Genomic DNA, 4,042 nt, shown 5'->3' with positions numbered 1-4,042 from the left:
ACAGACAGAATGTTGCAAATGTTCAAGAAGAAGGAGATTAAGGCGTGAGCGACTTTTTACCAACTGGCATTCAGCTGACGTACTTAGTCGCTGCATCGTTATTCATTCTGGGCTTGAAAAAGCTGGGATCACCTGCGACAGCGAGAAACGGTAATCTCGTAGCGGCTGTGGGGATGCTGCTGGCGATCGCCGCGACAATGCTAGATCAACATGTGTTGAATTACGAGATGATATTGTTGGGCTTGGCGATTGGATCGGCAATTGGTGCGATCGTTGCCTACAAAGTCCAAATGACGGAAATGCCCCAAATGGTGGGTTTACTCAACGGCTTGGGCGGTGCGGCTTCGGCATTAGTAGCTGTTGCCGAATTCTGGCGATTATTAGATAGTTCTCAGTCGATACCCCTAGATGTGAACATTTCCATCCTGTTGGATGTGTTAATCGGTGGTATTACCTTCACGGGTAGTTTTTTAGCCTTTGCCAAATTGCAAGGTTTAATCAGTGGTTCCCCGATTACATTTCCATTCCAGCAACCATTTAACCTCTTGCTTCTGGGTGCTTATATAGTAGGTAGTGCCTATTTAATCATCACACCAGATAGCTTACCCATATTTTTGGGAGTGGTTGGCGTTTCTTTAGTGTTGGGCGTGATGTTCGTCATCCCCATTGGTGGCGGCGATATGCCAGTAGTAATCTCGCTGTTAAACTCGTTGTCAGGTGTGGCGGCTGCTGCGGCTGGGTTTGTGGTGATGAACAATATGTTAATCATCGCTGGGGCTTTGGTAGGAGCATCTGGCTTAATCCTCACCGAGATTATGTGTAAGGCGATGAACCGCTCGTTATTTAGTGTGCTGTTCAGCGCTTTTGGTACTGGTTCTAGTTCTGGTGGTGCTGCTGCTAGTGGTGGTGCAACTGATCAAACTGTCCGCAGCATTGATGCCGAAGAAGGGGCGATGATGTTGGGTTATGCCCGTTCTGTGGTAATTGTACCTGGTTATGGTATGGCAGTTGCCCAAGCGCAACATAGCGTCCGGGAATTGTCAGATCAGCTAGAACGGATGGGCGTTGATGTCAAGTATGCGATTCACCCCGTTGCTGGGAGAATGCCGGGACACATGAATGTGTTGTTGGCGGAGGCAAATGTGCCTTATACGCAGTTGTACGATATGGATGATATTAATCCCCAGTTTGATCAAGCAGATGTGGCTTTAGTGATTGGGGCAAATGATGTGGTAAATCCGGCGGCGCGGAGTGATAAAAATAGCCCGATTTATGGTATGCCGATTTTGGAAGTAGATCGGGCGAAGCAGACGATTGTGATTAAGCGCGGGATGAGTACGGGTTTTGCCGGTGTAGATAATGAGTTGTTCTACAAGGAGAAAACGACGATGCTTTTTGGTGGCGCTAAGGATATGGTGTCGAAGTTGGTTTCTGAGGTGAAGCAACTTTAACGTAGACGCGAAGCGGCTTCCCGTAGGGTACCGCAGAGGCGCAGAGTAAAGAAAGAATGTAGAGAGTTGGCTTGCCTTGGGGGTGTGATATTCCCAGGGCAAGTTTTTTTGTTGGGGAATTACCCTTGATTACCCTAAGCAACATTTATCTAATACACCCTATATATTATAAAATGGCGATCGCATTATACCAGTTGTCTAAATCCGGCTTTTTTTTCGGATTTGCGTAGTTTACCGCCGCAGGCATCGCTATCTTATAAAATTTTGCTCTTGAAGTTTACTTTTACAATTCAGCTAAGTATTGAATACAGCGCAGTAGCAAAATATATTATAAAATTTAGCAGATATTTATGTGAAAATAATTAAGTTATTGTTTTCAGTAGGAAGATATGACTGAAATAATCTAGATATAGATTTTTCTTTGGATTCATGCACTGAACTAAAATCGCTTCTAGATGAACAATTTGATATTATCATCTCCAATTATGTTCTCATGGATTTGCTTGATCTTGAAGGAGCAATAAGAGCATTCAATCGTGTTCTCAAGCCTAGTGGTATTGCAATCCTTGTGTTCTCACATCCTTGCTTTCCTCAAGACAAATCGACGACTGTAAATGAGGATGGTACGGTTTCTTACGGTTGGGGTTCTTCTTATTTTGAAAGGACGCAACGCAACGAACAACCTTGGAAGCATTTTACAACACCATTTATCTGGTTTCACCGTCCTCTTTCGGATTATTGGAAAGCTTTTAAGTCAGCAGGTTTTTCTGTGGAGGAATTTGAAGAGCCAAGAATTACCCCAGAGCAATATCATCTTGCAGAAAACGACCGGAAGCTCTTCAATTACAAAACACGTCCCTATTCGGTAGTTTTTAAACTCCAGAAAGTTAAAATAATTCGTAATTCGTAATTACAGCGATTTTCAGGTAAATCAACCACATTGTTTTTATCTCAGGCAAAGGCGCAAAGAAAGAAAGCAAAGAACAGGGATCGCCTGCAAAATCTCACCGTGCGTAGGCGAAGCCCTCCGTTCGCGTAGCGTCTCGTAGAGAAGGCATCGCTCTCTTCCTTCTTTGCGCCTCTGTGGTTCGTTAAAAAAAGCGATCGCACTTCCAAAACTCGACCATGCGATCACTCCGGTAAGATACACTAACAATTAATCAACTTAACTTATATCGGTAATTGCCTTACCCGGAAAGTTTCATTACTGACAGAAATAATTGCCCCTACTTCTAAATCTGACTGACATTCCCTTAAAACTTCCGTCAAACGCTCATTAATTGCGTTGTAATTTTCATTTCCTAATCTAAACAAAATTACACTGGGTAAATTATCCCCACTAGTCGCTAAAAGTTGGGCAAAATCCAAGTCTACAGTTAATAGAATCCTTCCTTCTGTACGAGCTTTCACTAAAATCTGATCGTCTGGTAGTCTTTGCAACCCTTCATCACGCAAATGTACCACATCATAACCAGCAGTACGCAACCAAGACACAGTGCGTAGAGAAATTCCCATATCAGCTAAAAATTTCATTTTACTGAATTAAGCCGTTTGGAAGGGATAAACCCGTTCTTGAGTTAACCAAGCTGTGTAAAGTAAAGATTGACGAATATCCTCTAGTTCTAAATCAGGATATTCTTCTAAAATATCTTCTACAGATTTACCATTAGCTACCAAATTAACCACCAATGAAACTGGAATTCGCATCCCACGAATACACGCTTGTCCCGCCATGATACGAGGATTAAATGTAATTCTTTCCAGACCTAACATAAATTATTTTTTTGTAATATTTTCTAGTTTCTCATAAATTGCCTGAGCAGAGAGGGGATAGCTAAAGTTCACCTTTGGACATAATTTTTTGAGTTATGTAAGTCTTCATCTGGATAGTCGCAAAAGTCTTCTCCCTCTAAGTCAGAGAATATATTTAATTCACTATCAGGTGCATAGTCTGCGATCGCTGCTAGTGAAATTATGATAAGCGATCGCCTGAAAAATCCCCACAGTGCGATCGCTCTTCCTCTGTGGTTTGTTAAAAAGAGCGATCGCCTGAAAAATCCCCACAGTGCGATCGCTCTTCCTCTGCGGTTTGTTAAAAAAGCGATCGCCTGCATAATCTTTAGAGTGCGTAGGCGAAGCCCGCCGTTCGCGTAGCGTCTCGTAGAGAAGGCATCGCCCTCTTCCTGCTTTGCGCCTCTGCGTGAGATAAAAAAGCGTAGGCGAAGCCCGCCGAAGGCATCGCCTGCAAAAACTCCACCGTGCGATTATGATTAATTTGGAAAAAAATCAGAATCTAAGGTTTCATCAACAGAAAAAGGATAGTCTTTAGGAAAAATAGACAGAGGAAGACCTGTTTCAATAGATGCTTCTTTTCTAGCGTGTTGGTAACAACTGTCAAAAACTTCCGTGTAATAGTATTTTAAGCTAGGACTATCTACAAATGCTTCTTCTAATCTTTGACGATGTTCATAGATTGTATATAACCAGCTATTAGATCGGTTCTGGGGTTGAAATTTGTATTTGAGAAGGTGCATTAAAAGCACTCTAAGATTACTCCTTAAAGCATTTTTATCACTTCTTCCCATACTTTC

The 4,042-nt window shown here is 42.4% G+C and carries 6 protein-coding genes; 2 read left to right on the top strand and 4 right to left on the bottom strand.

Going from position 1 to position 4,042, the window contains the following annotated elements; translation table 11 throughout:
* Positions 1-44 precede the first annotated feature (44 nt).
* Positions 45-1,451 (top strand): NAD(P)(+) transhydrogenase (Re/Si-specific) subunit beta, encoded by a 1,407-nt coding sequence (locus ACEW80_RS17280; RefSeq protein WP_373527775.1) that lies wholly within the window; start codon positions 45-47, stop codon positions 1,449-1,451.
* A 421-nt stretch (positions 1,452-1,872) separates the two neighbouring features.
* Complete coding sequence (locus ACEW80_RS17275) at positions 1,873-2,361, top strand: methyltransferase domain-containing protein (protein WP_373527774.1); 489 nt, start codon at positions 1,873-1,875, stop codon at positions 2,359-2,361.
* Between the two features lie 260 nt (positions 2,362-2,621).
* Here the strand turns inward: ACEW80_RS17275 and ACEW80_RS17270 are convergent, their stop codons facing one another.
* From ACEW80_RS17270 to ACEW80_RS17255, 4 genes are all read right to left on the bottom strand, one after another.
* Positions 2,622-2,984, bottom strand: coding sequence for a DUF5615 family PIN-like protein (locus ACEW80_RS17270; protein ID WP_373527773.1), 363 nt, complete (start codon positions 2,982-2,984; stop codon positions 2,622-2,624).
* Between the two features lie 9 nt (positions 2,985-2,993).
* A complete protein-coding gene (locus tag ACEW80_RS17265; RefSeq protein WP_373527772.1) occupies positions 2,994-3,224 on the bottom strand; it encodes a DUF433 domain-containing protein in 231 nt (76 codons plus the stop codon).
* A 68-nt stretch (positions 3,225-3,292) separates the two neighbouring features.
* Complete coding sequence (locus ACEW80_RS17260) at positions 3,293-3,565, bottom strand: hypothetical protein (RefSeq protein ID WP_373527771.1); 273 nt, start codon at positions 3,563-3,565, stop codon at positions 3,293-3,295.
* Positions 3,566-3,721: 156 nt separating this feature from the next.
* The coding region (locus tag ACEW80_RS17255) for a DUF29 domain-containing protein (protein WP_373527770.1) at positions 3,722-4,042 on the bottom strand (321 nt) is incomplete at its 5' end.

Source organism: Nostoc sp. (genome assembly GCF_041747015.1).
GTDB lineage: Bacteria > Cyanobacteriota > Cyanobacteriia > Cyanobacteriales > Nostocaceae > Nostoc.
This window is presented reverse-complemented; position numbering and strand designations above follow the sequence as displayed.